This is a genomic window from Bacteroides gallinaceum, assembly GCF_030373775.1.
GTDB lineage: Bacteria > Bacteroidota > Bacteroidia > Bacteroidales > Bacteroidaceae > Phocaeicola > Phocaeicola excrementipullorum.
Genome location: NZ_JAUDEN010000016.1, coordinates 1 through 14,990, shown reverse-complemented (window position 1 = coordinate 14,990; position 14,990 = coordinate 1). Strand labels below are relative to the sequence as shown.

The window sequence follows — 14,990 nt, the reverse complement described above, 5'->3', positions numbered from 1 at the left end:
CCCTCGTTTTTTATTCTAATTGTAATTAAAAGGGCATTCTTATGAGCGAACGAGTAAATTTTGGAAGCCGTATCGGTGCGATTTTGGCCGCGGCAGGTTCAGCTGTGGGGTTGGGAAATGTATGGCGTTTCCCGTATGAAACTGGCAATCATGGAGGTGCAGCCTTTATCCTCGTCTATCTGGGCTGTGTCTTTATTTTCGGCCTCCCCATCATGATAGCGGAATTTACCATCGGACGCCGGTCGAAGGCGTGCACAGGAGGGGCTTACGATGCCCTTGCCCCCGGAACACTCTGGAAATGGGTAGGCTATCTGGGCGTGCTGACTGGTTTCCTGATTCTTGGCTATTATTCTGTGGTTGCAGGCTGGACGCTCGAATATATCTGGCAAGCTTTGGCCGGAGGATTTGCCGGTAAAAGTTCCGAAGATTATGTGGTCATGTTCCAAGACTTCTCCCAGCATCCTTTCCGTCCGTTGCTTTGGCTGTTCGTTATCCTGTTCATAACCCATTGGGTTGTGGTGAAGGGGGTGAAGGACGGCATCGAAAAGTCTTCGAAAATCATGATGCCTCTGCTTTTTATTCTTATTGTCTTGTTGGCCGCCTGTTCCATTTCCTTGCCCGGATCGGAAAAGGGGCTTGAATTTCTGTTGAAGCCTGATTTCAGTAAAGTGACTCCGGATGTGTTCCTTGGAGCCATGGGGCAGGCGTTCTTCTCTTTGAGCCTTGGCATGGGATGCTTGTCGACTTATGCTTCTTATTTCGGGAAAAAGACCAATCTCGGGCAGACGGCCATGAGTGTCGGTCTGATCGATACGTTTGTAGCCGTGCTTTCCGGTCTGATTATTTTTCCGGCGGCCTTTTCGGTAGGTATCCAGCCGGATGCGGGCCCTTCGCTGATATTCATTACCCTGCCAAACGTTTTCCAGCAGGCGTTTGCAGGAGTTCCTTTGCTTGCTGCGGTATGTTCGGCTGCCTTTTATGTGCTGCTGGCTCTCGCGGCAATTACGTCTACAATCTCGTTGCATGAGGTTTCTACGGCTTTTCTGCATGAGAAGTTTCGTTTTACCCGCAGCCGTGCCGCGGTGCTGGTTACTTCGGGGGCGATGCTTGTAGGCGTCGTGTCATCGCTTGCTTTGGGCGAGTGGAGCGCTTTCAGAATTTGCGGGCTGAACATGTTTGACGCTCTTGACTTTCTGACCGCCAAGATAATGCTTCCGGTAGGGGGTATGTTTGCGGCTCTCTTTGTGGGCTGGATTATCCGTAAGGACATTGTCAAGGGAGAAGTCACCAACTACGGAACTTTGCGCGCTCCTTATTATCCGGTTTATCGGTTCATCCTGCGGTTTGTGGCTCCGGTTGGAATCCTGCTGATTTTTGTTAACGAACTGGGCTGGCTGGGCTGATGTGGAAGGACTTTTTCTATTACACGAAGTCGGAGCGCAGGGCTATTGTTGTTCTGCTTCTGATACTTGCGGTTGTCTTTTCTTTTCTGTTTGCTTTCCGCTGGGCAGGCACTCCTTCTTCAGAATCTTTTTCTTCCGGTGATGCGGAACTGGATTCTTTTATGTCCTCTTTGCAGGAGCGTAAACAGGTGAAGAAGGGCGTGGGTAAACGTTCGTATAGCAAGCCCGAAGAGGTGCGTACCCCTGTTGTGTTGAGGCCGTTTGATCCGAATACCGCAGATTCGGCCTCTTTGCGCAGCTTGGGCCTGTCTGCTTTTGTTGCGCGGAATATTCTGCGTTACCGTGCAAGCGGGGGTGTTTTCCGCACCGCGGAATCTTTGTCGCGGATTTATGGGATGGAAGATACGCTGTTTCAGAAACTCAAGCCTTATGTCGTTATCGGCCCGGCCTATGTGCCGCATTCGGATTCGGATTCTGTCCTTTCGCGGTATGGAGGGAAAGATACGGCCGATGTCCGCCCCATGTATCCTGCAAAATATCCGGAAGGCACTTTGGTTTCGCTGAATGAGGCTGATACTTCCCAATTGGTGCGGATTCCCGGGATAGGCTCCGGGCTGGCAAGGATGATCGTGTCCTATCGTGAACGGCTGGGCGGATTCAGCAACATCGGGCAGTTGCAGGAGATTCCCCATGTGGGCCGGGAACTGAACCGATGGTTTCGTCTTGACGGCGGTCCTTATCGCAAATTGCGGGTTAACCGTGACGGCATTGACCGTCTGCGCAATCATCCTTATATGGATTTTTATAAAGCCAAGGCCATCCTGGAATATCGCCGCAAGCGAGGTCGGCTGGACGGGATTTCCCAGATATCCATGTTCCGGGAGTTTGAAGAGGCTGACATTTCTCGCTTAAGTCCTTATTTTTCTTTCGATTAATTTCGGGTGTAACGGTGGACATAAACGGATTTTTTCATTTTTGATATTGTAAGGGAAATGTTTCCCGCTTAAAGCAATATTACTATGAATAAAATCTTGTTAATGGGGGTGTGCTTGTTGCCCCTGGTGGCCGGATGCCGCCAGAATGAACTTGCGCAGGAAGTGAATAATGTGGAAGCGGCCATCAAGCTTCGGGCATCGGTTTCTGTTCCCGGCCTGTCGCGTACCGTATTTGATGCGGAGGATGCTTCAACGTCTTTCTCGGAAGGGGATGCCATCGGATTCTTCATGCCGGAAGACGAAAACCAGGTGAAATGGACTTTGTCTGGTGATGGCTGGAACTCTGAGGTTCCTTTGATGTGGGAAAATAAGGTGGATGAATTTGAATTCTGCGCTTATTATCCTTATGCGGAAGACACTGAGAGCCGCGAGTCTGTGCCTATGCCGGATTTGAGTGCGCAGAAAGGGGATGCGGCAGGTATCGGCGCTTATGATTTTCTGGCGGCTCGCTGCACGAGCAGTTATTCCTCCAATTCCGGCGCGGTTTCTTTTGTGGGCAATCATGCTTTCAGGCATGTTTGCACCCTGTTGTCGGTGACGATCAAAAAGGATTTGTCCGGAGAGGATGTCCGTATCAGCGGGGCAACATTGAGAGGGACCGGGCTCTTTAGCCGCATGCGGTATAAGTTCGCCTCTTCTTCGGTTGATGACGGCGTTCAGCCGGCAAGTTCTCCTTCGGTTGACGAGTTGTCTTTCGATTATGAAGAGCCGGTAGAGATTCCTGATGAAACAGGATATTCGCTGTTCATCATCTGCAACCCCACGGTGTTGTCCGAAAGCCCTCGCTTTTCGATTGCATATGTCCGTGACGGAATATCCTATACAGCTACAACCGACAAGCTGGGGAAAGAGTTTTTGTCAGGCACTTTTAACAAATATACACTTAAGCTGACAAAAGAAGGCCTTGAACTGGTGGGGCAAGAGATTGCCGGCTGGGATGAGGAAGTGATTCCGGATATCCCGTTGACCGAAACTCCGGCCGAATGATTTTATCGTTCATTCTCCTTTTTTTAATCTGATAGGATATTACCTTATTTGAAAAATTAAACAGGCTTCTGTTAAGGCGGCTGAAAATATTCTGATAATTTTTGGTCGTTCTGTTTTGTTTATCGCCCAAGTTTTCTTAGTTTTGTGGAAAGCTTGGGCGTTTTGCATGTAAAAATGTAATTTTATGCCGTAAAGAATGGAAAAAACGTCGTTTTTTGTGCGATTGGAATAATATTCAAGTTTGATAAGCCAAAATAACATCTTTTCATTTTGATATGTCGTAAAATTGCCTTTTCTTTGTGCGGAAATAGAAAAATAACAGCTTTAACAATGAAGTTTTTGATGACCCTAATACTATTTTTGCCTGTTTCAAAGGCGGTCGTTCCCTTGGCAGAGGTGAAAGGACAACCCGCAGGTAGCTGGAACACGAGCAGAAAGGAAGGGGAACGTGTGGCGAGAACCGTGCAGATGAATAGAAATGCTATGAAAAACATCGTCGTTCACTTGTCGGGCGTGCTTGCCTTTGTTAAAAAATCTTTGTTGTGGGCTGCTGTGCCTTTTCTTTTTCCGGAGAGAGTTGGAAATTCACTAATTTTTTAAACAATAAACAATTAATCTTATGGAAACTAAAAAAACTAACAACAAGCAAAAACAAGGTTTCAAAGGTATTGAAGCTGCAGGTTTGGTGATTATCGCATGCTTTATCGTGGCATTGTGTATTTACAAGTTCGTGTTGGGCGATCCTTCAAACTTCATGAACAACGACCCGAACAACCATCCGCTGCCGGGCAACATGCTGGGTACTATCTATAAAGGTGGTGTAGTCGTTCCGGTAATCCAGACTCTGTTGCTGACTGTATTGGCTTTGAGCGTTGAACGTTATTTCACAATCCGTGCAGCTTTTGGCCGCGGCAAATTGGTTAAATTCGTTGCTCAGATCAAGGACGCTTTGGCTAAAGGTGATATGGAAGCCGCTCAGGCATTGTGCGACAAGCAGCGCGGTTCTGTAGCAAACGTTGTAGGTGCTACTCTGCAGACTTATCGTGAAATGGAACAGAACTCAGAACTTGACAAGGATCAGAAGGTGCTGGCTATCCAGAAATCATTGGAAGAAGCTACTGCATTGGAATTGCCGATGTTGCAGCAGAACTTGCCGATCATCGGTACCATTACAACATTGGGTACTTTGATGGGATTGCTCGGTACCGTTATCGGTATGATCCGTTCATTTGCCGCTCTGTCTGCTGGTGGTGGTACTGACTCAGTTGCATTGTCAACAGGTATTTCTGAGGCCTTGATCAACACTGCATTCGGTATCTTGACTGGTGCTTTGGCCGTTATCTCTTACAACTATTTTACTAACAAGATTGATAAACTGACTTACAGCCTTGACGAAGTAGGCTTCTCTATCGTACAGACATTTAACGCTACTCATAAATAATTGTTCCGGAGGATGGTTTCCCTCACGGACCAGTGGTGACAAACAACTAATTTTTAAATCAGTCAATTATGAGTAGAGCGCAAATTAAGAAAAAATCGATGTTTATCGACATGACGGCCATGAGTGACGTCACGGTGCTGCTGCTTACTTTCTTCATGTTGACAGGTAACTTCATCAAGAAAGAGCCAGTACAGGTGGTAACTCCGGCCTCAGTTTCCGAAATTAAAATTCCGGAAACGAACATCTTGTCGATTCTTGTCGATCCTGAAGGCAAGATTTTCATGAGTCTTGACAAACAGCAGGATATGGCAAATACATTGGAAGCCGTAGGAAAGGAATATGGCCTGACCTTTACTCCGGAAGAGGTGAAGAAATTCTCCGTCTTCCAGACATTCGGCGTTCCGATGAAGAATATGAAGCAGTTCCTCGCGCTTCCCGGTGAAGAACAGGATAAAGTGCTGAAGAATTATGGAATTCCTTGTGATAGTGTTGATAATCAGTTTAAGGTTTGGATCCGCAATGCTCGCGCAACGAACCGTGACTTGCGTATTGCCATCAAGGCAGACCAGAATACTCCTTATTCAGTTATCAAGACTGTTATGAATTCCCTCCAGGATTTGAAGGAAAACAGATACAATCTGATTACTTCGTTGAAACAAGTGTCTGACAATTAAAGAAAGGGATTAGATATGGCAGAAATACAAGATAATGGAGGGAGCAAGAAAGGAAAAGGTTCTAAGCAGAAGAAAATGGCTGTCCGCGTGGACTTTACGCCGATGGTGGACATGAACATGCTTCTGATTACTTTCTTCATGTTGTGTACCTCTTTGAGCAAGCCTCAAACAATGGAAATCAGTATGCCTTCCAATGATAAGGACATCACCGAAGAACAGCAGAATAAGGTGAAGGCTTCACAGGCTCTTACGCTGCTGCTTGATGCGGACAACAAACTTTATTATTACGAAGGCGAGCCGAACTATAAGGATTACACTTCTCTGAAAGAAACGACTTATACTGCTGACGGACTGCGTGCAATCTTGCTGCGCAAGAACTATGACGCTGTAAAGAAAGTGGAAGAGTTGAAGCAGAAGAAGGCTAATCTGGAAATTACGGAAGAGCAGTATAAGGAACAGGTTGCCGATGTGAAAGCCGGCAAGAATACGCCGACTGTCATCATTAAGGCTACCGACAAGTCTACTTACAGAAACCTGATTGATGCACTTGACGAAATGCAAATATGCAGTATCGGTAAGTATGTGATTGTAGACATTACAGAAGGTGACCAGTTCTTGATCGACAACTATACTTCTAAGGGACAGCTGAGTGCAAACGCTGTAAGTTGAAATGTGTAACACCTAATAAAGAACAGATATGTCAAAAATAGATTTAACTTCTTTGGAATGGTGTGAACTCATTTTCAAAGATAAGAACAAAGCTTATGGAGCGTACAAGATGCGCCGCGATTTGGGCCGCCGTCAGTTGGCTGCCGTTATTATCGTGCTTGTTGTGGCACTTGTGGGCTTTTATCTTCCGCGCCTGATCCGGATGGCTATTCCGGAACAGAAGGAAGTGAATGTTGAAGTAACTCAGCTCTCTCAGTTGGAAGAACCTGAGGTAAAACAGGAAGAGCTGGTAAAGCCTGTTGAGCAGATTGCTCCTCCTCCTGCTTTGAAGAGTACCATCAAGTTTACTGCTCCTGTCATCAAGAAGGATGAGGAAGTAAATGAAGATGATGAGCTGAAAAGTCAGGATGAATTGACTGAGTCTAAGGTTCAGATCTCTATCGCCGATGTGAAAGGTAACGATGAATTGAACGGTAAGGATATTGCCGACTTGCAGGAAGTCATTACTCAGGCACCGGTTGAAGAAGAAAAGCCGTATACGATGGTAGAACAGATGCCCCAGTATCCTGGTGGTCCTGCCGAACTGTTGAAGTATATCGCAAAGAACTTGCGCTATCCGACAATCGCTCAGGAAAACGGTATTCAGGGACGTGTAATCTTGCGCTTCGTCGTATCAGCTACAGGTGAAGTTAAAGACATCACCGTGCTCCGTTCACTCGACCCGTATTGCGACAAGGAAGCTATCCGCGTGGTAAGCACATTGCCGAAGTGGATTCCTGGAAAGCAGAACGGACGTAACGTGCCGGTTTACTATACTTTGCCGATTCAGTTTAAATTGCAATAATTTATCATTCAGTTTGCGTGTATGAAAAGAGTGTTCTTTTTGTGTTGTGCTCTTTCTCTGCTGCTCGCTTCTTGCGGAGGACAGAAAAAGACAGACGGAGAAACAATGTATTCGGGAGATATCAAGATAGCTGTCGATGAATCGTTCAAGCCTATCATGGAAGAGGAACTTCAGGTTTATCGGGCGTTGACCCCCGAAGCTAATGTTACTCCAATCTATTGCAGCGAAGTTGAAGCCATCAATCTGTTGCTTAAAGACAGTGTGCGGCTTGTTATCGCCAACCGTAGATTGACAGAAAACGAACTCGCTTCTTTTCATGCACGCAAATTTTTTCCGGAGTCAATCCGTATGGCCGTCAGCGGTATTGCTTTGATAACAAATCCGGCAAATACGGACTCCTTGCTTACAGTGGGACAATTCCGTAATATCCTGACGGGGAAAATTACTGAGTGGAAAGAACTGTATCCCCAGTCTAAGTTGGGGAAGCTGCAAGTCGTATTTGACAATCCAAACTCCGGACTTATCCATTATGCTATCGATTCTATCTGCGAGGGTCAGAAACTGGCTTCTACGCTGACTGCTTTGAAATCCAATGAGGAGGTGATAGACTATGTGTCGAAAACACCGGGTGCGATGGGAGTTATCGGTGCCAATTGGATCGGGAATGTCAGCGATTCAACTCGACTTTCTTTCAACGAATCTGTAAGAGTTATGGCTGTAAGTTATTCTGGACATGCTACGGTGGCGAACAGCTTCAAGCCTTATCAGGCTTATTTGGCTTTGAGGCAATATCCGCTGACGCATGATGTCTTTATTCTGGTAAATGACCCGAGAAATGGTTTGCCTACCGGATTGATGACTTTTCTGACTAAGGACAGAGGCCAGCGTATCATTCTGAAATCGGGGCTTGTTCCGGCAACCCAACCGGTCCGTTTGGTAAATGTTAAAGATGAATTTTAATTAATTACGTAGAATATGATTATGAAAAATAAAGTTTTTGGAGTGCTTTGCTGCAGTTTCCTGTTCTCTGTTTCCATGTATGCGCAGGAACCGCTTTCTCCTGAATTGTCAAAACAAGTTGAGCAGATTGCTGCAACCATCAAGAATAATCCTGATGCGGCTGCTGAAAGCTTTGATGAATTGGCAAAAGGAAAAAACAAGAAAAATATTTCATTGCTCGTTGCAATCGGAAATGCTTATTTGAAGGAAGGAAAAAATGCCGAGGCTAAAGAGTATGCCGATCGTGCAATGAAAGTAGACTCAAAGTCTGCTACTACTTGCATGTTTGCAGGTGATGTTGCCTTGGCTGAAAAGAATGTAGGAACAGCTTGCGGTTATTATGAGCAGGCAATCCTGTTTGATGCTGACTGTTTTGAAGCTTATTACAAATATGCGCGTGCATATATAGGCGTTAATCCGCAGTTGTCGGTGGACAAATTGCTGGAGCTGAAAGCTAAGCATCCTGAAGAAATTAACGTAGATCGCGAACTGGCTGTCGCATACTACCAGATGGGGAATTACAGCCAGGCTAAGCAGGCTTACGATGAGTTCATGCAGAAGGGACAACCCGAAAAGTCTGACTATGGACGCTATGCCATGCTGCTTTATTTGAACAAGAATTACGATCAGTCGCTTGACATGGCCAACAAGGGTATAGAAGTTGACCCGAACAGCCATTTGCTGAAGCGTCTTAGAATGTATAATTTGAGTGAACTTAAATCGTATGATGAAGGATTGGCCGCAGCCGACAAATTCTTTGAGGATCCGAACAATCCTGACTACGTATATCTCGACTTCTTGTATCGTGCCCGCCTGTATGTGGCTCATGGCGACAATGACCTTGCTATGGCTGAATTTGACAAGGCCATGAAGGCAGACAAGGATAAAGAACATCCGGAAATAGCAAAAGAAGCTTCTGAAGCAAATGAAAAGGTACAGAATTATCCTGAAGCTATCCGTTGGTTCATGGTTTATCTGGACGGATTGAAAGGAAAAGAAGAAGTTACGGATTTGTTCTTGCTGGGACGTTTGAACTATATGGCTGCCGGTTCTATGGTTGCATCGGTTGATTCTTCAAAGACTGATCAGGTAATTGCTGCTGTAGATACGATCCAGAAGAAGGCTTATCTGTTTGAGGCGGATACGATATTTGCTCAGGTGTCCGAGCGTGTTCCCGACAATTACCTGGGTTACTTCTGGCGTGCACGTACCAATGCGATGCTTGACCCGGAAACGACTCAAGGACTGGCCAAGCCGTACTACGAAAAGGCTCTGTCTATTCTGGAAGCAAATCCGAATGCTTCAAAATCTTTGCTGATTGAATGTCAGAGCTACTTGGCTTACTATTATATTCAGATAAAGGATTTTGAACAGTCGAAGATTTACTGGAACAAGAATTTGGCTATTGATCCGGAAAATGCTACGGCAAAACAAGCTCTTGACTGGATTAAAACCTTGCAATAAGAAATTTTATTTTTCTATTTCATATTCATAATTTTAACACGGCAAAAGCTGTTATTTGAAAAATGAGGGCGATGAAAAATGAGTTTTTCTCGTCCTCTTTTTTCTAAACCGTTTATTTCTCATGGATGTAATTATAGATTTTATTCTGCATATAGACCAGCATATGATTGCTGTTGTTCAAGACTATCATCTTTGGACGTATGCGATACTTTTTCTGATAATCTTTTGTGAAACTGGTTTGGTTGTCACCCCGTTTCTTCCCGGTGATTCTTTGCTCTTTGTCTGTGGTGCAATCTGTGCCCAGCCCGATATGCCTCTTGATGTCCATATATTGACTCTCATCGTTTTTGCCGCTGCATTCTTAGGCGATTCATGCAACTATATGATCGGTCACTATTTTGGTCAGAAGCTGTTCAGCAATCCTAAATCAAAGATTTTCAAGAAGAGCCATCTAGACAAGACTCATGAGTTTTTTAAGAAGTATGGAGGGAAAACCATTATATTGGCCCGCTTCGTGCCTATTGTCCGTACTTTTGCTCCTTTTGTTGCAGGCATGGGGAAAATGCACTACTATTATTTCATGATCTATAATGTGGTTGGTGCTTTGGCTTGGGTATGTCTTTTTACGTATGCAGGCTATTTCTTCGGTGATCTGCCTTTTGTTCAGAAAAATCTTAAGCTGTTGCTTGTAGCAATCATCTTCATCTCTTTGCTTCCGGCTATTTTTGAAGTGGTGCGGGCTAAGCTCAAGAAGTGATATCGGCGGTTAAAGCCATATGCGGCGGTATGCCGGGACAGGAATCGCTCTTTTGTATGGAGCGCGATGATTCTTGTTTCCTTTTCCGGCAACCGTCGTTTTTTTTTGTTTGCTTCGCTTGTCCTTTTCGCGAAAAAACTTGTAACTTTGCCCCTTTCTTAAATTATATTTTTTCTCGGTTTGAGATATGAAAGCATTGAAAGAACGAATTTTGCGGGACGGGAAGTGTTTTGAAGGCGGTATCCTTAAGGTTGATAACTTTATAAATCATCAGATGGATCCGATACTGATGAAATCGATGGCAGTTGAGTTTGTACGTCGTTTTGCTGGTGCCGATTTCAATAAAGTGATGACGATTGAAGCAAGCGGCATTGCGCCTGCTATCATGGTGGGATATCTTTTGGAGCTTCCTGTAGTCTTCGCAAAGAAGAAGAAGCCGAGCACGATGGAAAATATGCTGACGACCAGTGTCTATTCTTTCACGAAGGGTACAACGTATACAGTATGTGTCAGCAAAGACTATCTTTGTCCCGGTGACAAGGTTTTGTTTATCGATGACTTTCTGGCTAACGGAAATGCGGCTAAAGGAGTTATCGATCTTGTGCGTCAGGCGGGAGCAGAACTTGTTGGCATGGGCTTTCTTATTGAGAAGGCTTTCCAGCACGGAGGCGACAGCTTGCGTGAGCAAGGTGTTCATGTGGAGTCGCTGGCCGTGATCGAAAGTCTGGACAATTGTCAAATCAGTTTGAGAGATTGATTTTATGGAAAAAGAGCAGTCGGGTGTGCAGCGTGCGGGACTGATTTATGGGTTAAACGACCGCCCGCCTTTGAAGGATACGCTTTTTGCAGCTTTCCAGCATTTGCTGGCTATATTTGTGGCAATCATCACACCGCCGCTGATCATTGCCGGTGCTCTGAAACTCGATTTGGAAACGACCGGATTTCTCGTTTCGATGGCATTATTTGCCTCAGGAGTTTCCACGTTCATCCAGTGCCGTCGTCTGGGGCCGATTGGCTGCGGGCTTTTATGCATTCAAGGGACTAGCTTCTCTTTCATCGGACCGATTATATCGGCGGGATTGACCGGAGGGTTGAGTGCCGTTTTCGGTGCCTGCATAGCTGCTTCAACTGTAGAGATGCTTATCAGCCGTGTCTTGCGCTATACGCGTAGAGTCATTACTCCTCTGGTGTCAGGCATAGTTGTCACTTTGATTGGGATGAGCCTGATTCGGGTGGGGATTACGGCATGCGGGGGAGGTGCTGCGGCTCAGGCAGACGGCAGTTTCGGCTCTTTCCGTCATGTAGGGCTGGCTGCGCTGGTGCTGGTGCTCATCATCTTTTTCAACAGAAGTTCCAACCGTTACCTCCGCATGAGTTCAATCGTTATCGGTCTGGTTGTGGGATATGTGCTTGCATGGGTTTTGGGAATGGTGGATTTTTCTTCTGTCCAGAGTTACGGAGGTTTCAATGTCCCGATGCCTTTCCGCTATGGCATTTCGTTTGACCTTTCTGCTGTCATTGGGCTGGGGCTGGTTTATTTGATTACGGCGATTGAAGCATACGGTGATATAACCGCCAATTCGCTTATTTCCGGAGAGCCTGTCGAAGGAGAAACGTTTGTCAAGCGTGCGTCCGGCGGCATTCTTGCCGACGGCTTCAATTCGATGCTGGCAGGCATGTTCAATTCTTTTCCGAATTCGATTTTTGCGCAAAACAACGGCATGATTCAGCTGACCGGCGTTGCAAGCCGCTATGTCGGATACTTTATTGCCGGCTTTCTCATTCTGCTGGGATTGTTTCCGGCTGTCGGGCTGGTTTTCTCTTTAATGCCGGAACCTGTGTTGGGAGGAGCTACGCTGCTGATGTTCGGAACTGTGGCTGCGGCCGGAATCCGCATTATTTCTTCACAGAAGATCGACCGTAAAGCCACTTTGGTCATGGCTTTGAGCTTTGCATTCGGATTGAGCGTGGAGCTTGTTCCGGAAATCTTGGGACAATTGCCCGAAACGGTGCGTAACATCTTTTCATCAGGCATTACGACGGGCGGACTTACAGCCATTCTTGCGAATCTGCTGATTCGTATCGACGAATGACCGGCTTTTGCTTTGGACTCAGAGCGTCAGTTCATAGTCAACAACTCCAAGCCAGCGTCCGAATTTGCATCCTACTTCGTGGAAGTGCGACGCCTGTTTGAATCCCAGCTTTTCGTGCAGGGCGATGCTTTCACCGTTACCTTCTGTGATGCAGGCAATCAACGTGTGGTATCCTTGCTTGGCGCAAGCTTCTATCAGTGCTTTCATGAGGGCGCTTCCGATGCCCTGGCGTTTGAATGAAGGGTGCAGATAGACGGTAGTTTCTGCCGTGTGGCTGTATGCGGCTTTTTCTTTCCATCCATGGACATAGCAGTATCCGATTATCCGATTTTCTTGTTCATACACCAGATAAGGGTAGTGCGCGGCAATCTTGCGGATCCGTTCACGCATGTCTGTGTCGCTTACCGGATCCAGCTCGAAGGTTACGGTTGTTTCGTTCACATATCCGTTGTAGATGGCTGCTATCTGGGCAGCATCCTGAAGTCTGACTTGCCGTATCATAGTCATAAGATTAATCCCAATGCCAGAAGGAGGCCGAAGATGAACATGTTTCTGGATGTTTCTCCCAAAATGCGGTTCAGCTCTTTTCCGTGATTGATTTTCGCCATCTTTACAGTGGTCAGGATATGTAGCAGCAGGTATATTTGCGGCAGAACGACGGCAAACAGCTTTCCGAGCAGAATGAAATAGAAGCAGCACCAGCACGCAAGCAGGCCCAAAAGAAAGTACAGAATCAGTCCCGCACGTGCGCCGAAGCGTACTACAAGCGTCCGTTTCCCGCTGACAGCGTCCTGTTTCCGGTCGCGGAAGTTGTTCACCATCAGCAGCGTGTCGATAACCAGTCCGCAGGCCAGTGAAGCCATTGTCACGCTCATGTTCCAGTTGTGTGCCATTACATAGTATGTGCATCCTACGGGGACGAAGCCGAAAAACACCAAGACTAAAACATCGCCCCATCCATGATAGGCGAGCGGATAGGGTCCGGTGGTGTAGAGGAATGCAAACAGGAGGCAGGCGATGCCTACAGGAATCATTTCCCATCCTCCGAAATACAAGAGGCATAAGCCCGTGATTGCAGCCAGTCCGGTTGTAACAGCGATTCCCACTTTCATGGCCTTTATCGTAATCCATCCTTGCGCACAGGCACGCTCCGGTCCCAAACGGTCTTCACGGTCGCTCCCTTTCAAAAAATCGAACAAGTCATTGATAAGGTTTGAATCTATCTGCATCAGGAAGGCGAACAGAAGGCAAAGCGTTGCCGGAAGAATTTGGAAATGTCCGTATATGTATGCCAATGCACATCCTGCCATGACGGGGATGGTTGCAGCCGTCAGCGTTTTGGGACGTGCGGCCAGCACCCATGCCTTAAAAGAATTTGTCTGAACTGTTTCCATTCGTATGCTTTTATTGTTGAAGCAAAGTTAGCTAAATTTTGTCAATTGCGGACATATTCAAAATAATTGGACTACCTTAGTCCTGTATTTTAACAAATTGCGTATGGTTGCTGTTTGCCGCTCAAGAGGCGGGAAGAAAAGGCTCGGGCCAGGAGAAAAGACGACTGATTTTTTGCAGGAATCTGCATCCCCAGCCTAGAGATATAAATCTTCAGTCTGAAGATACAGATTTTTAGCTTAAAGATACACATCTCTAAGCTGAAGATAAACTTTATGAAAGGCTCTGCCGGATTTTCCAGGAGGGCATATTTTTTTTAGCGAGGTGGCACTGCTCTTCCGGGAGCGTGGCCGGAGTTTGGCAGGCATTCGGCTGATAACGGACAAATGATGATGAAACGATTGTTTAAGAATTTCTTTTTCCTGCTTTTGGTGGCTGCCTGCCTTTCTTCGTGCGCCACGGCCTCCCTTTCGAAATATAAAGGTGTGGGACGTATCCAGCGGTATGACTTTTATAGCGAGCAACTGCCCGATTCGTTCGACGGATTCCGGATGGCTTTTGCAACGGATTTTCATTACGAAAGCCGTTTTACTTCCGGGCGGCTGGGTGGAGCTATCCGTGCATTGCAGGCAACTGATGCCGATGTCTTGCTGCTGGGAGGGGATTATCGCGGAAGAAACGGCGGCAATATGGAAGAACTGTTTTCAGCGCTGGCACGTGTGCATACCCGTTACGGGACGTATGCCGTAATGGGCAATCATGAAAGGGGAGAGTCGGATACGCTGGTACGCAGGGCGATGGCACATGCCGGGGTGTGTCTGCTGGAGCATAAAGTGGATACTTTGTGGAAGGGGAAGGAATTTATTCTGCTTTGCGGCATCCGCAATCCGTTTGATTTGGGGCGGAACGGGGTTTCTCCTACGTTGTCGCTCAAGCCAGAGGACTTTGTCGTGATGCTGACCCACACACCCGATTACGTAGAAGATACAGATGTTTCGAACACCGATTTAGCCTTGGCCGGGCATACGCATGGAGGTCAGATCAGTCTGTTCAAGCGATGGACGCCTGCCCATTTTTCGAAATATGGCAACCGCTTTCTCACCGGGATGAAGCACAACAGTCGGGGCATCCCGATAATCATCAGCAACGGACTGGGGACATCACGCAAGGATATCCGTTTGTTCACTCCGAGTGAAGTGGTGCTGGTAGTGCTGCATAAGAAATGAAAGATGTAACATCTTTGTTTTAAGTAAGTGTGCAAAATTAATGATC

At 46.5% G+C, this 14,990-nt stretch carries 16 protein-coding genes; 14 read left to right on the top strand and 2 right to left on the bottom strand.

Annotation, left to right across the window (positions count from 1 at the left end):
* Positions 1-35 precede the first annotated feature (35 nt).
* The 13 genes from QUW60_RS09815 (at position 36) to QUW60_RS09755 (ending at position 12,326) form a co-directional block, all read left to right on the top strand.
* On the top strand, positions 36-1,403 hold the full coding sequence (locus QUW60_RS09815; protein ID WP_258337237.1) for a sodium-dependent transporter: 1,368 nt from the start codon (positions 36-38) through the stop codon (positions 1,401-1,403).
* On the top strand, positions 1,403-2,338 hold the full coding sequence (locus tag QUW60_RS09810; protein WP_258337115.1) for a ComEA family DNA-binding protein: 936 nt from the start codon (positions 1,403-1,405) through the stop codon (positions 2,336-2,338). Before QUW60_RS09815 ends, QUW60_RS09810 begins: the two co-directional genes overlap by 1 nt.
* 84 nt (positions 2,339-2,422) lie before the next feature.
* On the top strand, positions 2,423-3,385 hold the full coding sequence (locus tag QUW60_RS09805; RefSeq protein ID WP_289560164.1) for a fimbrillin family protein: 963 nt from the start codon (positions 2,423-2,425) through the stop codon (positions 3,383-3,385).
* A gap of 330 nt (positions 3,386-3,715) precedes the next feature.
* Positions 3,716-3,985, top strand: a complete 270-nt coding sequence (locus QUW60_RS09800; protein ID WP_258337113.1) for a hypothetical protein — start codon at positions 3,716-3,718, stop codon at positions 3,983-3,985.
* Positions 3,986-4,004: 19 nt separating this feature from the next.
* Complete coding sequence (locus tag QUW60_RS09795; protein WP_258337112.1) at positions 4,005-4,826, top strand: MotA/TolQ/ExbB proton channel family protein; 822 nt, start codon at positions 4,005-4,007, stop codon at positions 4,824-4,826.
* A gap of 68 nt (positions 4,827-4,894) precedes the next feature.
* On the top strand, positions 4,895-5,500 hold the full coding sequence (locus QUW60_RS09790) for an ExbD/TolR family protein (RefSeq protein WP_258337111.1): 606 nt from the start codon (positions 4,895-4,897) through the stop codon (positions 5,498-5,500).
* A gap of 15 nt (positions 5,501-5,515) precedes the next feature.
* Positions 5,516-6,169, top strand: coding sequence for an ExbD/TolR family protein (locus QUW60_RS09785; protein ID WP_258337110.1), 654 nt, complete (start codon positions 5,516-5,518; stop codon positions 6,167-6,169).
* Positions 6,170-6,197: 28 nt separating this feature from the next.
* Positions 6,198-7,013, top strand: a complete 816-nt coding sequence (locus QUW60_RS09780) for an energy transducer TonB (protein WP_258337109.1) — start codon at positions 6,198-6,200, stop codon at positions 7,011-7,013.
* A gap of 21 nt (positions 7,014-7,034) precedes the next feature.
* A complete protein-coding gene (locus QUW60_RS09775; RefSeq protein ID WP_289560160.1) occupies positions 7,035-7,973 on the top strand; it encodes a PstS family phosphate ABC transporter substrate-binding protein in 939 nt (312 codons plus the stop codon).
* Between the two features lie 21 nt (positions 7,974-7,994).
* Positions 7,995-9,476, top strand: coding sequence for a tetratricopeptide repeat protein (locus QUW60_RS09770; RefSeq protein WP_289560158.1), 1,482 nt, complete (start codon positions 7,995-7,997; stop codon positions 9,474-9,476).
* Between the two features lie 121 nt (positions 9,477-9,597).
* Positions 9,598-10,233: a DedA family protein gene (locus QUW60_RS09765; protein ID WP_258337106.1), complete on the top strand. Its 636-nt coding sequence runs from the start codon at positions 9,598-9,600 to the stop codon at positions 10,231-10,233.
* 187 nt (positions 10,234-10,420) lie between these two features.
* Positions 10,421-10,990: a xanthine phosphoribosyltransferase gene (xpt, locus tag QUW60_RS09760; RefSeq protein ID WP_289560156.1), complete on the top strand. Its 570-nt coding sequence runs from the start codon at positions 10,421-10,423 to the stop codon at positions 10,988-10,990.
* A 4-nt stretch (positions 10,991-10,994) separates the two neighbouring features.
* A complete protein-coding gene (locus QUW60_RS09755) occupies positions 10,995-12,326 on the top strand; it encodes a nucleobase:cation symporter-2 family protein (protein WP_258337104.1) in 1,332 nt (443 codons plus the stop codon).
* Positions 12,327-12,344: 18 nt separating this feature from the next.
* On the opposite strand, the gene QUW60_RS09750 is transcribed toward QUW60_RS09755, so the two are convergent.
* Positions 12,345-12,827: a GNAT family N-acetyltransferase gene (locus tag QUW60_RS09750; RefSeq protein WP_289560154.1), complete on the bottom strand. Its 483-nt coding sequence runs from the start codon at positions 12,825-12,827 to the stop codon at positions 12,345-12,347.
* Between the two features lie 2 nt (positions 12,828-12,829).
* The gene (locus tag QUW60_RS09745; protein ID WP_258337102.1) at positions 12,830-13,720 is read right to left on the bottom strand and encodes a 1,4-dihydroxy-2-naphthoate polyprenyltransferase; all 891 of its coding nucleotides are present in this window, start codon (positions 13,718-13,720) and stop codon (positions 12,830-12,832) included.
* 399 nt (positions 13,721-14,119) lie between these two features.
* On the opposite strand from QUW60_RS09745, the gene QUW60_RS09740 reads away from it, so the two are divergent.
* Complete coding sequence (locus QUW60_RS09740) at positions 14,120-14,944, top strand: metallophosphoesterase (RefSeq protein ID WP_434736865.1); 825 nt, start codon at positions 14,120-14,122, stop codon at positions 14,942-14,944.
* Positions 14,945-14,990: the final 46 nt, after the last annotated feature.

Bases quoted from the DNA above. Each gene is read 5' to 3' on its own strand.
- QUW60_RS09810 (WP_258337115.1), top strand. From the start codon at position 1,403: ATGTGGAAGGACTTTTTCTATTACACGAAGTCGGAGCGCAGGGCTATT.
- QUW60_RS09805 (WP_289560164.1), top strand. From the start codon at position 2,423: ATGAATAAAATCTTGTTAATGGGGGTGTGCTTGTTGCCCCTGGTGGCC.
- QUW60_RS09800 (WP_258337113.1), top strand. From the start codon at position 3,716: ATGAAGTTTTTGATGACCCTAATACTATTTTTGCCTGTTTCAAAGGCG.
- QUW60_RS09795 (WP_258337112.1), top strand. From the start codon at position 4,005: ATGGAAACTAAAAAAACTAACAACAAGCAAAAACAAGGTTTCAAAGGT.
- QUW60_RS09790 (WP_258337111.1), top strand. From the start codon at position 4,895: ATGAGTAGAGCGCAAATTAAGAAAAAATCGATGTTTATCGACATGACG.
- QUW60_RS09785 (WP_258337110.1), top strand. From the start codon at position 5,516: ATGGCAGAAATACAAGATAATGGAGGGAGCAAGAAAGGAAAAGGTTCT.
- QUW60_RS09780 (WP_258337109.1), top strand. From the start codon at position 6,198: ATGTCAAAAATAGATTTAACTTCTTTGGAATGGTGTGAACTCATTTTC.
- QUW60_RS09775 (WP_289560160.1), top strand. From the start codon at position 7,035: ATGAAAAGAGTGTTCTTTTTGTGTTGTGCTCTTTCTCTGCTGCTCGCT.
- QUW60_RS09770 (WP_289560158.1), top strand. From the start codon at position 7,995: ATGAAAAATAAAGTTTTTGGAGTGCTTTGCTGCAGTTTCCTGTTCTCT.
- QUW60_RS09765 (WP_258337106.1), top strand. From the start codon at position 9,598: ATGGATGTAATTATAGATTTTATTCTGCATATAGACCAGCATATGATT.
- xpt (WP_289560156.1), top strand. From the start codon at position 10,421: ATGAAAGCATTGAAAGAACGAATTTTGCGGGACGGGAAGTGTTTTGAA.
- QUW60_RS09755 (WP_258337104.1), top strand. From the start codon at position 10,995: ATGGAAAAAGAGCAGTCGGGTGTGCAGCGTGCGGGACTGATTTATGGG.
- QUW60_RS09750 (WP_289560154.1), bottom strand. From the start codon at position 12,827: ATGATACGGCAAGTCAGACTTCAGGATGCTGCCCAGATAGCAGCCATC.
- QUW60_RS09745 (WP_258337102.1), bottom strand. From the start codon at position 13,720: ATGGAAACAGTTCAGACAAATTCTTTTAAGGCATGGGTGCTGGCCGCA.